The sequence below is a fragment of the Staphylococcus equorum genome (genome assembly GCF_029531845.1).
In the GTDB taxonomy this organism is placed as follows: Bacteria; Bacillota; Bacilli; order Staphylococcales; family Staphylococcaceae; genus Staphylococcus; species Staphylococcus equorum_C.
In genome coordinates this window covers 102,124-120,608 of sequence record NZ_JAMBPV010000004.1, presented here as the reverse complement: position 1 = coordinate 120,608, position 18,485 = coordinate 102,124, and the positions used below count along the sequence as shown (strand labels likewise).

Here is an 18,485-nt window from a genome sequence, read left to right as displayed (position 1 = left end):
GCTATACCTCCGTTGCTTTTATTTCACCATTATTTATAGTGAGTTTGTAACTTTTGCCATCTGTGCCATTCATTAGAATAGCGTCAGTTTTAATGCTATCTATTTTCTTCTTGTCTGATGCGCTCATAAGACCATCTTTGGACGTTGTCGCTTTCGGTATAGATTCGGTGTTGATACCTTTATCGTTCGCTATAAGGATAGGCTCGTCGTCCTCGTTGCCTGTTTCGTAATACAACCCCTCTTTGACGAATGAAATGCCACCACCAGCGCCACCAGTTTTATTAGATATGCCATTTGCCGAAAAGTTTAAAGCGTTGGTACTATCAATTATGTTAGCTGTAGCTTTGGCGTTCGCACCAATCTTTTCAGCTGTGATACGACTTTCTTTGCCGGGATTAGTTGAATTTACGCCACCTAGACCACCGACGTATTTAACGGCGTTATTTAGATTACGCATATACTTTTCACGCATGCGAAAATCACCGAAAACGACATCTTGGCTCTTAACTTTGCCGAAAGGATCGCGTACGGTTGTAACTTCTACTATTCGAGCGTCGTCATTCAATCCTGTTAAGTTATCCCTAACGCGAACGACATCACCTGGTATCGGTACAGCATTTTTGTAATGATTGGGTAGTGTTACGAAATCAAGTGATAACGATGTCTTAATACTTTGCCCTATAACTGATTTTAGCATCGCGTCCATTGTTTTCTCTTTTTTGACGCGACCGTCGATAACGGGGGGCGCATGACGTTTCCCTATTACACTTGCTAGTGGGTGGGTGTATTCCATGATCAAGCCAGCTGTACTATATCCGCCCTCGTCTGTGAAATCGCCATAACCTTTAATAAAGGTAAAAGCATCAGTTGCGTCCTCCTCAATTTTGATATTATTCGCATTGACGCGACTATCAATGAAGTATTTCGCTTGATGCTCGATAGATGTTTCTAAAGTGAAAGTTTTTGTTTTCTCGTCGTAAGTATATTCTAGTGTGAAACGGTCGAGTCCTTTTTTGAATAATTCCCAACGTGTATCGCCTTCGCCTAGACTTTCAAAGCTACTTGCGTTCACTTTATCTTTCAACTTGTATTTGTAGCCACTCTTTTTGAATACCATATCGAAATACTTCTTGCCTGTGAAACTACCGTTATACGATTCGTAAATGCGATCACTGTTGAGATCGTCGACTTCTCGCTCTTTTGCTTTAACGTGCAGTGTTTGCACTTGCCCGACACTTGATTTATCTGTCATAACAACGCGATACTCTTTTAAGTCTGTAGGACCACCTACACGGGTTACCCTCCACATTTTAGTGATACTGTTTAGTAAATCGTAATTATCTGGGTTTTCTACGATATCAAATTCGAGCGTTCCTTCTTGCGATATCTTTTGCGTAACTTTCGTACTTGTACTTAGCGGAAAGCCACGCCCTTGTAAACTTCTTACTATTATTGCCAATTGCGTGACCTCCTATCTAAAGTAAAGTTTATTTTTAAAGTAGATACTTTGTACCTCTTGATTAAAGTGAAAATTATTACTGCCCGGCTCGATAACTGGTTGTGCGCCCGATGTATGCGTTCCAGATGATGTAGCGTCGACTGATATACCGTTTTTAAACGTTTGTAAGCCATCGTATTTGATTTTGTCGCCAGCTTTCATATTCAAACCACTAATGCGCATCATGTCATGATTGCCAATGTAGAAAGTGAAATCTTTCGTGTCTTTACCAAGAACAATTTCGACTGAATAATCTTGATTGAATTGCTCTATAGTTACATCGCCTAAATAGTAATAATAACCATCTTGAATGTTATAAAATTTGTTTTTTCTATAATCGTCGTTTTCATTCCAAGCGACATCGTCTGCCAGCGCCCAACATTCCATATTAGGGTTAGTTGATAGTGCTGTGTTGTATGCGATGCTTTCGAAATATGGTAATTCTATTGTTTCAAATTCTAGTTCTATATCGCCCGACGTTTGTGTACTATCTAATGATATTGGGCTTACTAAACCGACTTTTAACTGTCGACCATCCGAGTATTCCAGTTCGAATTTTTTATCTGGATCATTGAATCCTAAAAACTCGATTGTGTTGTCACTTGCTGATAATTCGCGCAAAAAAAACGAACCGCTAAATAACTTCTGCAGCTCGCTTCTTAAATGCGCAACATGCGCGACTCTTGATACGGAATATCTTAGGCGCATCGTTACTGTTTTCATTTCTTCCATTGTGGCGTTGAGAAATCGACCATTTAACCGCTCTACACTGTTAAACTCTCGATTATACCCTGCACTTTGTACATCGTAGCCAGTAACTTCGATGTTTTGATGCGTGAAAGGGTTGTCGCTTACACGATATTTATTACCACCCTTCACGACTTCTATATCGTACATAATAGGCAAGAAAGCACCCCCTTTTAATATGTTAGCGCGCCTTCGCGTGCGTTTGCGTCATCTATCCATGATTTAATAGCCGGTATATCACTTTCGTTGTGTACATTTAAGTTCACAATAGGGCGTGAGTTTTCAGTCATACTGTGTCGTACATCTTTAGTTAGATGCTTGTCTACGTTGCCGCCTAAGTTAGCATTAACCCCGTTTGTAAGGTCGCTATCTAGGTTTGCATCAAAAGCATCACTAACTAAGTTAGCAGCTTTAGAAACGGCTGATACTGCGCTACCTTGACCACCACTAACGCCAAGCGCCATACCTTGCATCATATAACCGCCAATTCCACGGAATACGCGAGAAGGTGAATGTATACCTAGTACACTTTTAGCTTTAGCAATCGCCTTACTTGCTACATTTCCTGCTGCTTCTATAACTTTAGATGCACCATTCATAATACCGTCGGCTAAACCAGCGATTAAATCCCCCCCGGCGTCCATCATGTCACCAACGAATGACTTAGCTTTATCAACTGCACGATTCACACCATCACCAACGCCATTTACGACTTTCCAGAAACCGTCAACAATGGATTGTAAAAAACTACCCATTCCGTCAATAGCCGATTGCACCATATTGACGAAACCGTTATTTACTTTATTAACCCAATCAGTTACTTTTTGATTTATGTCGTTGGTAATTTCTGAAAATTTACTAGTTATCGAGTTCCAAATTTCTTGTACTTTTGATTTAGTATTTCCAGAAATTATAGACCAAGCTGTGGAAATTAAGCCCTTTATAGTTTCCATCGCATTACCTAGAAAACTGGTAATTATGCCCCAAATATTTGATATTGTCGACCAAATTATATCTAAATTTGTAGATATCATATTCTTTAAAGTGACCCACGCACCGGCGAAATCGCCAGTTAGTAATTGGATAATAATAGTGAATAATGACACCACTGTATTCACGAAAATTTGTATCGCCATTCCTAATACTTGAAACACTATAGACCCGATAGCCCACAATGCTTGAAACGCTAAAATGACATTACTAATGACGGTCACAATGATTATGCCGAAAATCTTACCAAACATGTCGCCAAGTAATTGCAATATTGGCATGATAGGTTGTAGTGTGGTCTGGATTGACCCCCATAATTGTTGAAACCAACCGATGATCCCTTGTATCGCACCACTTACCGCAGTAGATATTTTCTCCCACGTTTCTGTCATGAAGTCACGGAACGTTTCGTTTGTTTGCCATAACCACACGAAGCCACCAACTAATAACGCTATAGCACCAAGTACGATGCCAATTGGCCCCGTTAAAGCTGTGAACGCTGTACCTAATGCCGGTAAAGCTCTTATAATCATACCTATTGGATTAACTAAGAATTTGAATACATTCTTTAATACGGTCATTATTCCGCTAAATATCTTACTTGCAACACCAGCTTGTGCAAATTTAGTAATAAGCCCCAATATTGATGTTCCGAATAGTCCTAAGACGCCGTTAACAGCCATCAAAGGCATCATTAAAGACCACAACGCGCCCATTAATATAAGCGCTATACCAGCCATTTTAGCTACCCACGGGTGATTTTCCATCAACGTTGCTGTAAACTCGACAATTTTAGTTACAACCTTCAAGATTGCGCTTGCTATTGGTGCCATTGCGACGCCGAACGCTACTAATGAGCGCACAATATTACCGATCAATTTCATTATCACTGGTCCGTTTTCTTGCATGTAGTTAACAAAGTTTTTAAACCCTTGTGATTCGCCTACTGTTTTCGACCATTCACGGAATTTAGCGCTCATTTCTTCCAAGTATTTGAAAATGTTCGTTGAGTTCTTACCAAACGCTTTCATTAAGTTAGCGATACCGGCGAACACATTCTTGAAAATATTACCTATGATAGGCAAGTTTGTTTTTGTGTATTCCATGAATTGCTTAATGCTGTTCTGTCCGTTTGCGCTATTCGCCCACGTTTGAAATGACTTACCTAATCTGTTTAACCAGTTAGCTGACCATTGGAATAATGGCGCTAATTGAGTGAATACATTAACTAATCCATCGCCGAATCTTCCTGCTGCGCTTAATAGCTTGTTAAATACAGATACGCCAGTAGTGTTAAGCATATTGAAAAATTTCTTCGCTACTGCGCTTGTTTGCGTCCATTTAAGCAATGATGCACTCGCTTTTTCTACTCCTTTAGCCACACCACTAAAAAATGGCGTTAATGATTTCAAAGCTGATTTCATAGCATTTAAACCGTTAGCCATCGACTGGAATATGCTATCGGCGTTTAATTTAATAATCTCTTGCCATTGAGATTTAACACCTTCGAGGGCGTCCTCGTATGCTTTTGTAGACTTACTAGCTTCTATAGTTCCATCGTCTAGCATTTTAATAGCACTTGCAGCCATAAACGCATACGACGCGAAACCAGCCAGACCAATTGCACCCACACCCGCAAGGGCAACGACACCACCCGACAAGGCTTTTACAGCGTTAAGCACAGCGAACAATGCCGGTACTAATCCACCAATAACTGGAATAAGTCCTTGTACAGCCGTAAGCATTACACCTTTAAAGGTTTGTGAAAATACAGTACCAAATGATCTAATGTCACCAGCTAACCTATCCACTCTACCTTGAAACGTTTGTATTTCCCTTTCAATTGCGCCAAATGCTTTACGCATTTTAGATGTTGCGGAAGTATCGACATCTACCTTTACAGTGTGATGTCTGAATTTCTGTGCCATTGCTTTTGCTTTCATTAAGGCACGTTGAAACTTACCGATTTTAGCGTCTACATCTGTAGTCACTTCACGTGGTATTGACGACTTCGCCAATCGTTGAGCTTTATTGATGTTACGCTCGAAGTTTTTAATATTTGCCATAATGCGAGCAACAAAATTCTTTTCCAATAGTTAACCCCCCTTTATTTAAATTGTTCTAAGAATTTGCGTGATCCACGTTTGACGGCTTCACGTTCTGCCTTACGCTTCCTACGTTCTTCCGCTCGTTTACGTCTAAACTCTTGTAACTTGCCGCGAATTTCATATCTACTTTGCTCTATTTCCTTGTACATTCTAGTTAGGCGTTTGCCACCTTGTACCATGCCGTTTGCGCCTGCCATGTGTAAGTTGTTCTCTTTATCGTCTAGTAATCTATCTTGACCGCCAATAAGCCAATCCTTCCACTCTTTGGGCGTCATACAGTATAGTTCGCGTTCTGGAATGTAACCGATATAGCGCGAAGTAAGTTGTCGCAACTCGTCAAAGTCTATAAGGGTTTCGCGCCCATGATATCCATGAAGTTGTCCGTCATTAGTTCGATTCCCATTTTCGTTTGTTCTTTTTCTTCCTTCTTGACCATTTGCACACCCTTGTTCATTTGAACCCAATACTGGCGTGTTTTCTGTTTGAAAAAACCCGAATTTGTCATAACATCAACTGCACCGGCTAACAACTCGATAGTGTCGTCCTTTTGTTCAATGACATTTGTCACAGCGTCCATAATTTGCTCTTTAGTTGGTCGTTCTGATAAATGAGCCGTTGCACACTGCCAAAAGCTGAAAATAGCTTCTGTATCTTTGTTAATTAATTTTGTGTAGATAGCATTAAAGCCTGGTACTGTATTATCTTTTTCTTTTCCACTAAATTTCTTCGCTTCGATATCAAACATCAAAGATCCTTTAGCTGTAATTTCTTTACCGTTAATAGTTAGTGTTTTAATTGCTTCTGTCATTTTGTATAACCTCCATAATATAAATAAAAAAAGGGGCGCTATGCCCCTATATTGCTACACACCAGATGGCGTACTTCCTAATTCTTTTTGATTCTCATAAGTACCGTATTTTTCGTTAAATTCTTCGAACTCAACAAGTTCTGCTGAAGCTGATGGGTTTAACCACTCTTCTGGTAACTCACTAAAGCCGCCATCTGCACTATTCCATTTAACTTTTAGTGTTAACTCGATAGTGTCGTCCTCATCATCAAATGACATTTCGTAAGATTCGGCTTGTACATATGCAAATACAGCGTTGTACATGTTGTCTCGTTTTTTAGTTTCAATAAGCCATACGCGCAACTGCTCGCCGTTCTTAATAGCCTTCTTAACTTGTTCTTGACCCGGATCACCCGGAATGTGTCCTGTTGTAAGTTTTAATTCTTCCGACGTTGAGTTAACGCCGTAGTCCATTTTGCCAGCGCGAACGATTTCGGCAAGATCTGATTCAATTGTATGCCCACCTTCTTGTAAATCTGCTAATAGCAAGCCCTCGCCAGCATCAAGTTTATCTACAGCAGGTCTAACTACACCAATGTAATTTTTTTGTGCCATTACTTATACACCTCTTAATATTTAGTTTTGTGCCTATATTTAAAAAGAAGTCGCAAGATACCGTGTTTAGTGTATTGATCTATGTCAATAATCACTTGTTGGTCATCTATACGACTTCTCTTAAATTCATAATCTTTTAATTCAATTTCACGATTAAGCAAATACCCAAGTATCTTGAGTAGATGCGTTGTTTCATGTCTATTTACTGCTTGACTGTACACATGTAACGTTACCGCTACATCTTCGGTCATGTTCGTTGATGATTCATCATTTGTGACATTCGTTTCACCCACTATGATATATGGGTAAACAGCGTCTTTTTGAACACAATCGAAAACCCTATCGTCCACATACTTGTTTATTAAAGGGTCGCCTTTTAACTTGTTGTATATACTAATAAATAAATCATCTTCTGCTGATACCCACATATCACAACCACCTTATGAAAAATACTTCTTAAATGTTTCGCGACCCGCATCAATTGCCGGACCCCAAAAAGGTTGGGCTTGCATGCCTTTAGTCATGTACCACTTACCAGTCTTTGGATCTTGATATGCCCACGGTATCTTTTTCGCTCGACTTCCGCCGGGACCAACCGCGTATATGCCTGTACCGTACTCGACGTATATAGCATAAGAAGCACCAACCTCGATGACCCCAGTTAATCCACTATCTTTATATTCAAAGTTGATAGATTCCTTTAGAAAGCCTTCGTCGACCGGTGCTAACGATACTGCTGTGTTATGAATTACATTGACTGTCTTTGCAATACCTTTTTTAGCCCACTTTTCAGTTTCCCTTTTATATTCTTCTAGTTCTGCGACTAGATCCCAATTACCATATTTTACTTTTGCCATTAGGTACCACTTTCAACTTAATTAGATTGATTTCGTGTTGTCCGCCTTGATCTACAGATTCACCGTTGCACTCGTAAAGGTTACCCTCGTAATTAAATATAGTTTTATTATTGTTTATTGGTAAGTTATACGGGGTGTACAGATTTCTGTCGACACTGTCGCTCATTTGATGGTATTGTAGGCGTTCATTTGTTGTTGGTGTATCCATAAAACCTTTTGTAGTTGTTTCGCTTATATAGCGCTCTTTTCCATTAGGATATTGACCAACTAATTCGATTTTGCCTATTTCTACCGTATGAGGGAACTCATTATATGGATTAAACACGGTAACCAGTCCACCTAACGCGTCTGTATGGTCTTAACGGCTTGTACATGCTTTCGGGAATGTCAGTAACAAAAGAATAGCTAACCGTACCCATCGAGCGACTAGCAAGGTTGCCAGTAGCCCCATGTTTGATACAGTCGGCAATAAAACGCTTAACGCCACTAGGTAACGTTTCATCTTTGAATGATTGGTTACAGTGGTCGTCTGCCATTGGTTTGTACAGTTTGATAAGTTGATTGAAAACTTCATCGTTGCTTGTATCTTCAAGCGGTATCTGATTCAACAGTTTGACGTCTTTTGCGTCCATTACTTACCACCTTCTAATAATTCAACGAGTTCTGATTTCTTCATATCACTGTAGCCATTTAAAGTACGTTCTTTAGCTATCTTCTTTAATTCCGATACTTTCATGTCAGAATAATTAGGACGTTCGGAAACGTCCTCTGTGATTGCTATGCTTTCAATAACGGGTTGCCTTTGTAGGTTGTTGTCAGTGGATAAATCAGTTAGGCGCTCGCGACTTACTTCTTTGCCTTCACGTGGGAAAACATCACCTACGTTGTAAATACGGTTACTGTCTTGCAAGTCTTTGAACGCTCTAATTGCTTTGAATATCACTATAAATCACCTCTTATTTATTTAAACACCTTCTGGTGCTGTTACTCCGGCTTCAATCTTAATAGCTTTTGATTCGTCGTATAAGTAAGCAGCGAAATGCTCGTCACCGAATAATCCAGTTGTTTTGCGTGATGCGTAACGTTCTGTTTCTACTAATACATTGCGTTTTAAGAATAATTTTAAAGCGCCTTGTTTGACTAGGTACGCTGTACCTTCTTCAACTTTACGTGAGCGGTAAATAGCAGCGCCTAATACTTCGCCAAATGCACCTTTAATAACGATGTCATCGCCTAAATCAGACGCTTTAGTGAAGTCAATACCAGCGTCTTTGCGTAATTGCGATGCATCTTTAGGATTGATGAACAATACCATTGGCTGTTGATCTTCGTCGTTGAATACTTCGATAGCACCATTAATGCCGTCTACAGTTTTAACATCGCCTTCATAAGTAACTTTAGTAGTGTCTAAAGCGCCTAATAAAGAATTGTCAACGCCGTTAGCGATACCCATTGCTAACTGTTTAGCTGCTTCGCCTTTAGGGTCACCGTACGCTGATAAAAGTGTTTCATCTGTGATTTCAAAACCTTTAGCGATTTTCTCAACTGTTACTGATTTAGTAGATGTCTTTAATTCGCTTGTTGGAATTTCTGCGCCTTCTGCTACTACTACAGCATCACCAGAATAAGCGTATGACGGCATCGTTACCGTGTCGCCCGGTTGGTTTACTAGTGTAGTGTCTACGTCTGCGAATTGTGCGAATCTTAATTGTGCCGGTAATTCTGCGCTTACCATTTGCGCTAATACTTCTGGAATGATTTGTGTACTCTTTTTAATTTGTCCCATGTTGGTGTTAACCTCCGATTAATTTGTTAAAAGTTGTCGGGTCATTTGTGTATAAGTCTTGACGTTCGTCAAAGCTCATAGCGTTGAATTGCTCGGTTGTTAATCCTCCCGATGGATTACTTCCGCCCGCCGGTGTTTTGCCAGTCGGTTTGTTACTAGCGAATAAGTATGATTTAGATTCTTTTAAGTTGTTGATTGCCTCCTCTAACCCTTTAACTTCGCCGTCGTCTGTTAATTCCAGTCCATCTTTATTGATGAAAGCTAGAATATCGTTAGGATCGTTGGCATCTTTAGCTACGCCTAACTTAATTGCGTTATTTAGTTGTGATTCTTGGTATTTAGTTGACCAATCCGCGTTAGCTTTTTGTAATTCTTCGAGTTGCTTCTTGTACTCGCTTTCGTCCGCTACGTTTGATTGTAGCGATTCAATTTGGTTGGTACGTTCTTCAAGCTGTGCTTGTAGCTCTTTGATGTCCTCGTTCTTATCATTCAAGCGACTGCGAGGTACCATGTTGCTTGTAGCATCTTCATACGCTTTGATTACGTCTTGCTCGTCGGCTGTACCGTCAGCAAATTGTTTCACTATGTCTTTAAATTCCATTGTTTATTTCTCCTTTTACGTTTTTAACGTGTAACGACACGATAATTTGTATAAAAAATAAGCCTTTTAACGCCATGCTTAGGGCGAATGTGTTATTTACGGTCTTTATATTGCTTTGTTCCGTTTGGATATAAGATCATTACTTTATCTTTTAAGAAATATAGTTTTATTAAGTTGTTCATTTGTTATTTTCCTTCCATTTGACCCATTCACGATATGTCATATAAGGGATAACTTCGTTTTTACCTTCGTCGTTTCTAACACGCATAACAGTAGGTAGTTCGTCATTGTCCATAAAATAAAGTAGCTTACAACGGCAGTTGATATTCTCTTTCGCACTCTTAACGCCTATAAACAACTTAGGCGCTTCACCTATACAACCACTAGATTTAAAGTTTGCGTCTATGTCGACGACCTTACCGTCTAAATGTTGATGTGTGTCGCGTGTTCTAACGTCTTTCGTTGCTTGCCACTTCTTACGCATTTCTAGTCCGTTATCAGTAGCGACCTTTGCGCTATCAATACCAGCTTGTGACATTGCTCTCCCAGCTTCGGTGCGAGCTACACGTTGCGCCTGTGCTTTAGTCATGCCTATATCATCACGTAATGCCTTCGCTATCTTGCCATATCCTTCACCACTCATGATGCCTTGTGTAATGTGTATTCGTATACGTCTTAATACTTTATCACGATGCTTTTCTAATGTTGGTATCAATTTGATAAATTCGATAGGTTGTTCAATAGCTGATTGGATAATCTTTGCGTTTGGCACATCAAATTCCATTGACGTTTGACTGCTTAACTCATACAAATAAAGGCTCATAAGGAACTTTTCTACATAAGCGTCTTGCTGTGACTTCTGGATAGCCTTAGTGACTGCCTTGTAATCATCTGTTAGCATTAAGCCTATGCGTGTTAGTTCCTTATTGAGCCTGTTGTATTTGTTAAATTCAGTCCATGTAACATGAACGTCGTCATCTTGATAACGTTCGAACATGTCCGCTATTTCTCGTTTGATTACTTTCAAACGGTTAGCAAACAGTATTTCTATTTCTTTATCTGCTTGCTTGATTAACCTTTCAATATACTTATCAATGTCATCTTGATTTATTATCTTCGGATCGGTCATTTAAACCCTCCCCAATAGATGGAAGTTGTTCGTTGTATTCCATTTGTTCGGCGTCCATGCGTTCTAATTCAGTCTGTGGATCATTAACCCACGGGTGATTAGTAACTAGTGTTTCTTTTGATAAGTATTGAGATTGTGCGCCAATTTGTGACTGTTCAAGTTCATTCATCATACGGTTATAGTTGAATACAATTTCTATATCGCTTATATCCGCTTTGATATTGTAATGTTGTATAACGAATGTAAGTAATTCTTGTATCGCTACATGCGTTTTATTACGTAACTTGTTAGCTTTCAAATCAAGATTGCCGTATAAGAATTTCAATGCTATGCCACTGGGACTAGCACCGAATTTGTCTGTTTGGAAGTCTACAGCTTGCCCAAATTCCATTAGATATGCACGCATCATTTCGAGATAATCCTTCGTGCTTGATACTGGCACCTCAACTTGAATCGTGTCGACGCCACCCTCACTATCAACGTTAATCGCTTTATAGTATTTGAGGTTACTCATGAAGTCTTTCAAGTCCTCACCTTCATATCCTTTTAAGATATAAATTAACTCGGCTGATTCATCAAACATATTTTGTGTATCAGATAATCGCTTATCAATAGCATCTATGATTGTCTTGTACATGTGTATATCGCTTGTTTCTTCGGGGTTGTTCTTGAATGGTATAAATGGCACGCGTTCCCAGCTACCACCGTCAAAATGACCTTGTACGTTGTTCTCACCATGATAGTAGTCTGGTATCAAGTTTTCATGTTGTTTAACGTAATAAGTAACATCTGTCGCAGTCCAATACTCGACCTTTTCTTCATCGTTTAGCTTGTAATAACGTATAAACGCTTGTAATGTTTCGCGTTCCTTATCAGTCCAAATAGGTATCGCTTGTTCTGCCGGTACTCTAAATAGTTTAAATTCGCCTTGCTCGTCAATATAAGGCTGTAACCATTCGACGCCTTTGTTAGCTGCCGCCGTTAAGATGTCGACTAACTTGTTATTCCATTTATAGTTAAATACTTGTTCCAAATCTTTCATGATTTTGTCATTTTCATGTGATAACGTGACCGGATTACCCACTGTATAACCAACCTTTTGGTCAACTAAATTCTGATGAAAGTTAGTAGTGATTTTCCAGTTTGGTTTTTCAGTGTCTACTTTGCCGTCAGCATCTTTTTTAGGCTCTTGTTTTATAATGTCGTTCTTTTTATCATAGTATCGTTGACCCATTGTAATATCGTCTATGCCTTGTTTATGCGTTTCAATTAAACGATTGATCATTTCTTCTTGCGTTTCATACTGTGGCGCTAGTTCTTCGACTATACGCTCGCCATAAGACTTTTCATTTGGCATGTATATTTTAATCACCTTCTATTTAAGTATTGATAAATTAGATTGTTTCATATCACGTGATAGGGCATACCTAGTGGCATCTATACTGTGATTGTCTTTGTCCTCTAATCTCGGCTTAACATTGCCGTCTTTATCTGTTTCGTAGTCTATATTCTCAAACTCACGCGCTATATTAGGCGTACGTCTAGGATCTATGACAATAGCGTCTAAATCATCAAGCCACTGTTCGCCATATTCGACGCTGTCCGGACCCTTCTTAACGCCTTTGATACGTCTGATGCCGTGCTCTCTTTTAAGTTCATCTATACTTTTAGGCTCGGCACTATCTGCGTACATTTCGTCTGTTTGATATCCTCTACTCCATAACCACTTAGCAAATTCCCTGTTACTTATCTGCACACCGTAGTATTCATCAATAGCGTATATGATGCGTTTCTTCTTATCATAATGCCATCTAACAAACGACAACGGATCTGTAGCATAACCGAAATCGACCGCGTTACGTATATTGTCAAAGTTATCAATCATATCTTGTTGTATTTCTTCTATTTGTAAATTATTGAATGGTACGACACCACTACCGATTGCTTCACCCATGTATTCCCACCTATAACGCATTTCGTTTCGTTCCTTAGCGCCTTCTGCTTCACTGATAAACTGTTTCGATATGAAAGGATTATCTAAGTAAGTTGAATGATGTACAAACGTATTATCGGGTTGAAACGATGATTCGTATTTCTTGTTAGCCCAATGTTGTTTACGTTTGGGCGGGTTATATGAGAAGAAAAACTTATAAAAAAGACCATCATCAAGCTCGCCACGTAGTAGTGAGTTGGTAATGGTCGTTAGTTCATCTTCCGTTTTAAATTCTGCTATTTCTTCTATCCACGCAATTGTGAAAGGGAATTGACTATCCTTTAATGACTTCAAGCGTTCTGGGTTTTGGGCACCTCTAAATATAATCCTGTTACCTCTAGGCAAATAAGTTATTTCCATTGGCGACACTTTCACTCTAAATAAGTGTGAAACACCTTGTTCGTTAATAGCCCACTTGATCTGCTCGAATACTGATGACGCAAGTGTATTATCTATTTTACGGATAACTACAGCATTAGTTGGATAACGCATAATGAGTTGTACAATGATATGTGATATGTCCGAGGACTTACCACTACCACGACCACCCTTAGCAATTATGTTCAAAACTTTATCGTTTCTTGCTGCTCTCCACAAGTCATGGAATTTCTTAGGGATTAATTCAGACAATTTCTTTTTCTCTATCATTTGATATCATCTTCAAACAATACGGCACCTTTGACGTCTATTTCTTTCTTGTCTAAGTATGCACCATGTACTTTTAATATATGATCTATCGAACGTTGTCTTTCTTCAAAGTCTGGCGTCACTGTATAAGTAACTTCCTTTTCCACTTCATCATTTAAATGATCATAACGCTTGCTGTAGGCGTTTTGCGTCTCACCCCTAGCGATTGATGCCGATAAAGCTAAAGCCTCCGTTATACCCATTAAACTTTCTTCTTGCGCTTGTTCTATGCGTTCTTTAATGTATTGCTTAACTGCAGTAATTTGTAGTAGCTTAGTAGCGTTGGTATTCGCTTTGTTTTTTGAATAACCAGCTTTTACATAAGAACTCGTAGCATTACCAGTTTTAATATATTCATCTGCAAACCTTTGTTGTTTAATATTTAATTCATTCATCGTATACTATCACCTTCTTATCGCTAATCGCTTATTAAAATTGGACATAGAAAAACGTCCCTTTACAGGACGCAATATTTATTCGAAAATTTCTTCTAATTCATGTTTACTTAAAGTTTCAGACGCAGCTTTTTCTTGTCTTATTTTATCTTGTGTGCTTATATATTTTTTTAATGTATTCATTGAAGGACCAAAACCATGACTATTTAAATCATCACTTCTACCTTCTATTTGATCTCGTATTTCCTTGTAACGATCTAAAGAATATAAATAAAATTCTGCAACTTTCATATAATCAATTTGTTCAACGTCATTTAAATCAAATCCATAAAACTGTATTTTATTTTTTATTGTGTCTTCTTTTTCAGCGTCATTTAATTTTTCATAAGAAAAAATAGCATCTCTATATAATCTTAAAACTTTCGATACAAATTCTTGTTTAGATTCATCTATTGCATCATTTAAGCCGTCAAACAATATATCGTCATAAAATGCTTCTAACCCTTCCTCTAATACTTTCACTTCTACACTGTAATCTTCATCAGAATTTAAAGTTTTTAAAATTTTAAATTGATTTAATAATGAAAGCCTTTCTTGGTCACTCATTTTAGCCATTTTCCATTCCTCCAAATTTTTATTGTACTACGCTTTCATTATAGCTCATACAAATAAAAAAGGCACACACTTTAAAGTGAATGCCATAAACCTAATGTTTGAATCAGTGACATTTGATTTTCGGAGTGTAGCCGAAGCTACTACATGTATTATACCCTCTATAGGTATGTTTCGCCGTTTTATGTCGATTCAGTCGACCCAATTCTCTAAATCTTCGAATTGTTCTTCGTACACTTCATCAATCAAGTGTCTTTTGCGATTAAAATATTCATCACGCTTAATGTTCATTATCTCGATTGCTTCCTTGCCCTTCTTGCCTTGCATCATCAAACTAATCAAACAGTAATCTATATCATCTGGTGCATCATCGCGTATCTTCTCAACAAACGTTATCTTGTCTATTATACGTCTATTGCGTACTGCCCACTTCTCACGTCGCATAACGTTGTTCTCTACCTTACTACTATTCACGCCTTGTGGTTTAGGTAACGACGCTTCCACGCCGTACTGTGCTACACCGTTACTGTCTATTTCTGGCATTAACTCTTTCAACGTATTACACAAACCTCTATAGTTTTCCAACATGTCTTTTATTTCTTCTCTATCGTACATCTTAGCCCTCCAATTGTTTGATACGTTCTTCCAATATGTCTTTCTCATATTCTCTAGCTTCTAACTTACCTTTTAAGTTTCCGTTTTCTGCTACAAACCCAACTAGTAATAATGTCACAAACATAAGTATTAGTATTAACCACATTACTTTTCGTCCTCCCTCTCGTTCATATCAATTTCGATAGTGTATTCGTTAATAGTCATGCGTTCCTTAACTTTATCCAATACATCTTTTTGGGTGTTGTTTTCTACTTCTATTACCTCAAATGTTTCGTTATCCTTTATCTTGCGCACACTTTCGAATACTTCACCTGTATCGTGTGTGATTGTCTTAATTAAGTATTTAGTCACGCTGTAACACCTCTTTAACTTTATCCACTATATCCTTACATTCCTGTTGATCCATATGCGCCTCTATCTGATTCTTCTTCAAATTTCTCCACTCTTTCTACATCCATATAACTCACTGGTGCAATAACTAACTGCGCTAATCGTTCACCTTTTTGAACTATAATAGGTTTATCGCTTATGTTATCTGTAATAATTCCAACTTCTTTATGATATGTGTAATCTATTGTCCCTAATGCCACACGTAACTTACTTTTCAATGACTTACCAGAACGTGGTCTTACTTGTCCTTCATATCCATAAGGTAGATTAATAGCTATATCTGTTTTTACTAACTTAGTAGTGTGTGGTGGAATATTTACTGTTTTAGATACATACAAATCTAGTCCACTATCACTAGGATTTGCTCGTTTAGGTTTCGTTGCGTTGTCACTTAATAGTTTGATTTCTAGTTTAGTCATTTTAATTGTCCCCCAATTTATATTCTGTAACGCATTCCACTTCATCAGTATTGATATATGTCTCACGTCCTAATTTATCTTTACACGGTATAAACGCATTGTCTGAATGTGTAACAACTCTTGCGACTTCTCTTAAATCCTCTTGAAAATTAGGCTTGTCCATGCACCAGATTTCGAGTATATCCATATATTTTTATTCAACTTATTTTACCCCTTATCCTATGATTTGCGTTAACGTCCCTATCGTTCTAGTTAATAGCGTGCCTATCACTAATATGTGAATTAATATACGCGTCGATTTCTTCAATTTATTACCTATCGTGTCGAATATAACCATATATGCAATAAGTAACATTACCTCTAATAAATTAGCTGTCATCATAATGAAATCACCATTTTTTGTGATAGCTTAGCTGTCACATTACCCTTCAATTTTTGTAGTTCTCTTTCGCGTTTCTTTCTCTTTAACACATCTATCTTTTTAAATTGTTCGATATACATTTCTTCGTCTTTTTCGTCCCAATTCTGGCGACTGATATCTTCAACATTACAGCCACAATGCACGTCGCCACTTTCCCATCTGTTACGTTGTGTCGATTGAGAGTGACCACATGTACAAATAACTACTAATTCGTTTCTAGTACCACCAGACGGATATACACGTCTGTTGATACCTACAATTTTGAAACGTCCTAACTCTTGCCCTACCATGTCAATTGTTTTTACTTTCTTCTTTGCCTTCATTCTTCTTAATCCTCCATATCCTTTATCATTTCTTTTACTTTCATTCGATTTATCGGTATTTCTTCACATGGCACTGCTACAGTAATGTTTCGCGTTGTCATACCCATTAGAAAACCTTTGATGCCATGTTCTTTTAATAATCTCGACATTTGCGTTATATTCATGTCTTTAGTATCTAGTTTGTATCTCATTTTTTGAGCATCTGATAAGATCATTTAGCTTTTTCCGCCTCCACTTCTGAAATACTTACTTTCTCGGCTACAAAACCATTACCGGCGTACTTATCTAGCCATGATTTGGTAGCAATGTTTGTTATCGTGTGCGGTTTCCACCCTAGAAACTCGGCGCATTCTTCACGCGTCCCGTGACACACAACGTCGTCACCTTTATAAATCACAAAATGGTATTTGCTTTTACGACCTCTCATTTTCGAGTACCTCGATATATCTGTTCGCATAGTCAGCAATTTTCTTTAATTCTGATATTTCATCATCTTTGCGTCCTAATCTCGTAGAATAACGACCCATTGTGAATTTCATAGCACCTCGTCGTTCATCTGGTGTCGATTGCATGAAAAAGTAATCTAGGAAATCAATGTCGCCCTCGTAATGTGAAGGTGCGCTACGTTTCCTTTGCTGCACATCGTTTGATGAGTTAAGTCTTGCTCTTTCGACACATTCCTTCCCGTGCGCTAACGTTTTATTGATCCTATCCATCGGACTTGTTTCTTTTACTTCGTATCTTTCAAACTCATTTCTGTTAGTTATTACATATTCATTTCCCATTGAAATAATTGTTGCTTCGTCGTTTTTATCAACTATAATGTTGTCGATCACGACTTCGTTTACTCTACCTATTACGGGCATACCGTCACTCAATTCAGAAAAACCTACATCGTGCACAACAATAAGTTCATTTAACCTTAATTCTGTGATTTTCATATTCAATTTACCGCCCTTTACATTAGTTGAGTGTTTCCGTATACATCTTGTTTTAATCTCGCCACTTTATTATTCTCACTTAAATGTTCAAACCACTTACTACTTACTCTGTGCTTAGCTATCATCTGCAAGCGTTCCTGTTCCTTACGATGCTTAGCATCCAATCTAGCTTGCTTGCGTTCTTCACGCTCTCTATCTTCCTTAGCTAGTCTGATTAACGCTGTATCGAATTCTTCGCTAGGCTCTCTTAATAAGTTTGTCCCACGTCTTAATCGTGCATCTAAATCTCTAAATGATAACCCTTGCGCTCTCATATCACTAATTGCATCTTCGCTTAAAAACGCAACCTTACCGTTAGCTCTGATACGTGCTTTGAATTGTTCACCCTTTTTGATGTAACGTTTATTCAATCTGATAGCGTCTTTCATATTCCAACCAGCATCTACTCTGCTTTGTACTACACTTAGCGTCGTACCTTCCTTTTGCAGTGTTTCTATATCTTCATCAGTTAATTTGTAACTACCATTATTTGTATATACATATTTATCAATCCCAATTTTAACCATCGTTA

General features: G+C 38.3%; 29 protein-coding genes. All 29 read right to left on the bottom strand.

All coding sequences use genetic code 11. The features are described from left to right. Window position 1: 1 nt before the first annotated feature. Window positions 2-1,459, bottom strand: coding sequence for a DUF7643 domain-containing protein (locus tag M4L39_RS06930; RefSeq protein ID WP_277581382.1), 1,458 nt, complete (start codon window positions 1,457-1,459; stop codon window positions 2-4). 12 nt (window positions 1,460-1,471) lie between these two features. Next, entirely contained in the window at window positions 1,472-2,404 is a 933-nt protein-coding gene (locus M4L39_RS06925) for a phage tail protein (RefSeq protein WP_346818187.1), read from the bottom strand. A gap of 14 nt (window positions 2,405-2,418) precedes the next feature. Beyond that, the gene (locus M4L39_RS06920) at window positions 2,419-5,328 is read right to left on the bottom strand and encodes a phage tail protein (RefSeq protein WP_277581381.1); all 2,910 of its coding nucleotides are present in this window, start codon (window positions 5,326-5,328) and stop codon (window positions 2,419-2,421) included. A 14-nt stretch (window positions 5,329-5,342) separates the two neighbouring features. Continuing rightward, window positions 5,343-5,675, bottom strand: a complete 333-nt coding sequence (locus tag M4L39_RS06915; protein WP_277581380.1) for a hypothetical protein — start codon at window positions 5,673-5,675, stop codon at window positions 5,343-5,345. A gap of 11 nt (window positions 5,676-5,686) precedes the next feature. Then, window positions 5,687-6,151, bottom strand: a complete 465-nt coding sequence (locus tag M4L39_RS06910) for a tail assembly chaperone (RefSeq protein ID WP_277581379.1) — start codon at window positions 6,149-6,151, stop codon at window positions 5,687-5,689. Window positions 6,152-6,205: 54 nt separating this feature from the next. Continuing rightward, window positions 6,206-6,745 carry a phage tail protein gene (locus M4L39_RS06905; RefSeq protein ID WP_277581378.1) on the bottom strand — a complete coding sequence of 180 codons (540 nt, stop codon included), beginning with the start codon at window positions 6,743-6,745 and terminating at the stop codon, window positions 6,206-6,208. Between the two features lie 14 nt (window positions 6,746-6,759). Then, window positions 6,760-7,173: a DUF3168 domain-containing protein gene (locus M4L39_RS06900; RefSeq protein WP_277581377.1), complete on the bottom strand. Its 414-nt coding sequence runs from the start codon at window positions 7,171-7,173 to the stop codon at window positions 6,760-6,762. Between the two features lie 12 nt (window positions 7,174-7,185). Then, window positions 7,186-7,602, bottom strand: coding sequence for an HK97-gp10 family putative phage morphogenesis protein (locus M4L39_RS06895; RefSeq protein WP_277581376.1), 417 nt, complete (start codon window positions 7,600-7,602; stop codon window positions 7,186-7,188). Next, the gene (locus M4L39_RS06890) at window positions 7,580-7,927 is read right to left on the bottom strand and encodes a phage head-tail adapter protein (RefSeq protein ID WP_277581375.1); all 348 of its coding nucleotides are present in this window, start codon (window positions 7,925-7,927) and stop codon (window positions 7,580-7,582) included. Before M4L39_RS06890 ends, M4L39_RS06895 begins: the two co-directional genes overlap by 23 nt. Then, a complete protein-coding gene (locus M4L39_RS06885; RefSeq protein ID WP_277581374.1) occupies window positions 7,920-8,234 on the bottom strand; it encodes a phage head-tail connector protein in 315 nt (104 codons plus the stop codon). The genes M4L39_RS06890 and M4L39_RS06885 overlap by 8 nt, the downstream gene beginning before the upstream one ends. Next, window positions 8,234-8,545 carry a Rho termination factor N-terminal domain-containing protein gene (locus M4L39_RS06880; protein WP_277581373.1) on the bottom strand — a complete coding sequence of 104 codons (312 nt, stop codon included), beginning with the start codon at window positions 8,543-8,545 and terminating at the stop codon, window positions 8,234-8,236. Before M4L39_RS06880 ends, M4L39_RS06885 begins: the two co-directional genes overlap by 1 nt. Window positions 8,546-8,566: 21 nt before the next feature. Beyond that, window positions 8,567-9,388 carry a N4-gp56 family major capsid protein gene (locus tag M4L39_RS06875; protein ID WP_277581372.1) on the bottom strand — a complete coding sequence of 274 codons (822 nt, stop codon included), beginning with the start codon at window positions 9,386-9,388 and terminating at the stop codon, window positions 8,567-8,569. A gap of 7 nt (window positions 9,389-9,395) precedes the next feature. Next, window positions 9,396-9,989: a phage scaffolding protein gene (locus M4L39_RS06870; RefSeq protein ID WP_277581371.1), complete on the bottom strand. Its 594-nt coding sequence runs from the start codon at window positions 9,987-9,989 to the stop codon at window positions 9,396-9,398. A gap of 178 nt (window positions 9,990-10,167) precedes the next feature. Beyond that, window positions 10,168-11,118 carry a phage head morphogenesis protein gene (locus M4L39_RS06865; protein WP_277581370.1) on the bottom strand — a complete coding sequence of 317 codons (951 nt, stop codon included), beginning with the start codon at window positions 11,116-11,118 and terminating at the stop codon, window positions 10,168-10,170. Further along, entirely contained in the window at window positions 11,087-12,490 is a 1,404-nt protein-coding gene (locus M4L39_RS06860) for a phage portal protein (RefSeq protein WP_431197650.1), read from the bottom strand. The genes M4L39_RS06865 and M4L39_RS06860 overlap by 32 nt, the downstream gene beginning before the upstream one ends. A 3-nt stretch (window positions 12,491-12,493) precedes the next feature. After that, entirely contained in the window at window positions 12,494-13,759 is a 1,266-nt protein-coding gene (locus tag M4L39_RS06855) for a PBSX family phage terminase large subunit (RefSeq protein WP_277581368.1), read from the bottom strand. Then, entirely contained in the window at window positions 13,756-14,193 is a 438-nt protein-coding gene (locus M4L39_RS06850; protein ID WP_277581367.1) for a terminase small subunit, read from the bottom strand. The genes M4L39_RS06855 and M4L39_RS06850 overlap by 4 nt, the downstream gene beginning before the upstream one ends. A gap of 78 nt (window positions 14,194-14,271) precedes the next feature. Further along, entirely contained in the window at window positions 14,272-14,808 is a 537-nt protein-coding gene (locus M4L39_RS06845) for a YfbU family protein (protein WP_277581366.1), read from the bottom strand. 189 nt (window positions 14,809-14,997) lie between these two features. Continuing rightward, window positions 14,998-15,420, bottom strand: a complete 423-nt coding sequence (locus tag M4L39_RS06840; RefSeq protein WP_277581365.1) for a hypothetical protein — start codon at window positions 15,418-15,420, stop codon at window positions 14,998-15,000. Between the two features lies 1 nt (window position 15,421). Continuing rightward, window positions 15,422-15,565, bottom strand: a complete 144-nt coding sequence (locus M4L39_RS06835; protein WP_277581364.1) for a hypothetical protein — start codon at window positions 15,563-15,565, stop codon at window positions 15,422-15,424. After that, entirely contained in the window at window positions 15,565-15,771 is a 207-nt protein-coding gene (locus M4L39_RS06830) for a DUF1381 domain-containing protein (protein ID WP_277581363.1), read from the bottom strand. Before M4L39_RS06830 ends, M4L39_RS06835 begins: the two co-directional genes overlap by 1 nt. 35 nt (window positions 15,772-15,806) lie before the next feature. Next, on the bottom strand, window positions 15,807-16,229 hold the full coding sequence (gene dut / locus M4L39_RS06825) for a dUTP diphosphatase (RefSeq protein ID WP_277581362.1): 423 nt from the start codon (window positions 16,227-16,229) through the stop codon (window positions 15,807-15,809). 1 nt (window position 16,230) lies between these two features. After that, window positions 16,231-16,416, bottom strand: coding sequence for a hypothetical protein (locus M4L39_RS06820; RefSeq protein WP_277581361.1), 186 nt, complete (start codon window positions 16,414-16,416; stop codon window positions 16,231-16,233). 27 nt (window positions 16,417-16,443) lie between these two features. Continuing rightward, on the bottom strand, window positions 16,444-16,611 hold the full coding sequence (locus tag M4L39_RS06815; protein WP_277581360.1) for a hypothetical protein: 168 nt from the start codon (window positions 16,609-16,611) through the stop codon (window positions 16,444-16,446). Then, window positions 16,608-16,973, bottom strand: coding sequence for a hypothetical protein (locus M4L39_RS06810; RefSeq protein WP_277581359.1), 366 nt, complete (start codon window positions 16,971-16,973; stop codon window positions 16,608-16,610). Before M4L39_RS06810 ends, M4L39_RS06815 begins: the two co-directional genes overlap by 4 nt. A 5-nt stretch (window positions 16,974-16,978) precedes the next feature. Continuing rightward, entirely contained in the window at window positions 16,979-17,188 is a 210-nt protein-coding gene (locus M4L39_RS06805; protein WP_277581358.1) for a hypothetical protein, read from the bottom strand. After that, window positions 17,185-17,400, bottom strand: a complete 216-nt coding sequence (locus tag M4L39_RS06800) for a hypothetical protein (protein WP_277581357.1) — start codon at window positions 17,398-17,400, stop codon at window positions 17,185-17,187. The genes M4L39_RS06805 and M4L39_RS06800 overlap by 4 nt, the downstream gene beginning before the upstream one ends. After that, the gene (locus M4L39_RS06795) at window positions 17,387-17,914 is read right to left on the bottom strand and encodes a DUF3310 domain-containing protein (protein ID WP_277581356.1); all 528 of its coding nucleotides are present in this window, start codon (window positions 17,912-17,914) and stop codon (window positions 17,387-17,389) included. Before M4L39_RS06795 ends, M4L39_RS06800 begins: the two co-directional genes overlap by 14 nt. A gap of 17 nt (window positions 17,915-17,931) precedes the next feature. Beyond that, complete coding sequence (locus M4L39_RS06790; protein WP_277581355.1) at window positions 17,932-18,480, bottom strand: hypothetical protein; 549 nt, start codon at window positions 18,478-18,480, stop codon at window positions 17,932-17,934. Between the last annotated feature and the right edge of the window lie 5 nt (window positions 18,481-18,485).

Coding starts and splice junctions, on each gene's coding strand:
- M4L39_RS06840 (WP_277581365.1), bottom strand. CDS start 15,420: ATGTACGATAGAGAAGAAATAAAAGACATGTTGGAAAACTATAGAGGT.
- dut (WP_277581362.1), bottom strand. CDS start 16,229: ATGACTAAACTAGAAATCAAACTATTAAGTGACAACGCAACGAAACCT.
- M4L39_RS06900 (WP_277581377.1), bottom strand. CDS start 7,173: ATGTGGGTATCAGCAGAAGATGATTTATTTATTAGTATATACAACAAG.
- M4L39_RS06845 (WP_277581366.1), bottom strand. CDS start 14,808: ATGGCTAAAATGAGTGACCAAGAAAGGCTTTCATTATTAAATCAATTT.
- M4L39_RS06905 (WP_277581378.1), bottom strand. CDS start 6,745: ATGGCACAAAAAAATTACATTGGTGTAGTTAGACCTGCTGTAGATAAA.
- M4L39_RS06810 (WP_277581359.1), bottom strand. CDS start 16,973: ATGAAGGCAAAGAAGAAAGTAAAAACAATTGACATGGTAGGGCAAGAG.
- M4L39_RS06885 (WP_277581374.1), bottom strand. CDS start 8,234: ATGGACGCAAAAGACGTCAAACTGTTGAATCAGATACCGCTTGAAGAT.
- M4L39_RS06800 (WP_277581357.1), bottom strand. CDS start 17,400: ATGAGAGGTCGTAAAAGCAAATACCATTTTGTGATTTATAAAGGTGAC.
- M4L39_RS06895 (WP_277581376.1), bottom strand. CDS start 7,602: ATGGCAAAAGTAAAATATGGTAATTGGGATCTAGTCGCAGAACTAGAA.
- M4L39_RS06815 (WP_277581360.1), bottom strand. CDS start 16,611: ATGATGACAGCTAATTTATTAGAGGTAATGTTACTTATTGCATATATG.
- M4L39_RS06820 (WP_277581361.1), bottom strand. CDS start 16,416: ATGGATATACTCGAAATCTGGTGCATGGACAAGCCTAATTTTCAAGAG.
- M4L39_RS06795 (WP_277581356.1), bottom strand. CDS start 17,914: ATGAAAATCACAGAATTAAGGTTAAATGAACTTATTGTTGTGCACGAT.
- M4L39_RS06790 (WP_277581355.1), bottom strand. CDS start 18,480: ATGGTTAAAATTGGGATTGATAAATATGTATATACAAATAATGGTAGT.
- M4L39_RS06870 (WP_277581371.1), bottom strand. CDS start 9,989: ATGGAATTTAAAGACATAGTGAAACAATTTGCTGACGGTACAGCCGAC.
- M4L39_RS06805 (WP_277581358.1), bottom strand. CDS start 17,188: ATGATCTTATCAGATGCTCAAAAAATGAGATACAAACTAGATACTAAA.
- M4L39_RS06875 (WP_277581372.1), bottom strand. CDS start 9,388: ATGGGACAAATTAAAAAGAGTACACAAATCATTCCAGAAGTATTAGCG.
- M4L39_RS06910 (WP_277581379.1), bottom strand. CDS start 6,151: ATGACAGAAGCAATTAAAACACTAACTATTAACGGTAAAGAAATTACA.
- M4L39_RS06850 (WP_277581367.1), bottom strand. CDS start 14,193: ATGAATGAATTAAATATTAAACAACAAAGGTTTGCAGATGAATATATT.
- M4L39_RS06855 (WP_277581368.1), bottom strand. CDS start 13,759: ATGATAGAGAAAAAGAAATTGTCTGAATTAATCCCTAAGAAATTCCAT.
- M4L39_RS06865 (WP_277581370.1), bottom strand. CDS start 11,118: ATGACCGATCCGAAGATAATAAATCAAGATGACATTGATAAGTATATT.
- M4L39_RS06835 (WP_277581364.1), bottom strand. CDS start 15,565: ATGTGGTTAATACTAATACTTATGTTTGTGACATTATTACTAGTTGGG.